This is a genomic window from Christiangramia aquimixticola, assembly GCF_048285835.1.
Taxonomy (GTDB): Bacteria; Bacteroidota; Bacteroidia; order Flavobacteriales; family Flavobacteriaceae; genus Christiangramia; species Christiangramia aquimixticola.
The window spans coordinates 1-279 of sequence record NZ_JBLVTL010000341.1 but is presented as its reverse complement, the minus strand read 5'-3'; the positions used below and the strand labels follow the sequence as shown (position 1 = coordinate 279).

1 protein-coding gene is annotated in these 279 nt (G+C 43.0%); it reads right to left on the bottom strand.

Annotation, left to right across the window (positions count from 1 at the left end):
* Positions 1–279 (bottom strand): SurA N-terminal domain-containing protein (locus ACNKXV_RS14745; RefSeq protein WP_470269892.1); only part of this gene is annotated, 279 nt, incomplete at both ends.

The window sequence follows — 279 nt, the reverse complement described above, 5'->3', positions numbered from 1 at the left end:
AATTTCAGCAAGCATATTTTCATCGCCACCAAATTGCTGCATGACCATACTGAACCGATTATTTGTCTGTACAAGCACCTCAGCATCTGTGACGACCACGGAGTCAATCTCAGCCTTGGCCACCATCAGTTTGTTGATCAGTAAACTTTCGAAGACTGAGCATCTGTTTGGAGCTTCCATTCCTTGTTGGGATTGGGCGATAGCTTCAATGTAGGTCTTTTGAACCTCAGATTCCAACACGATATTGTTGTCAACTTTGGCTACAATTTTATCCACAAC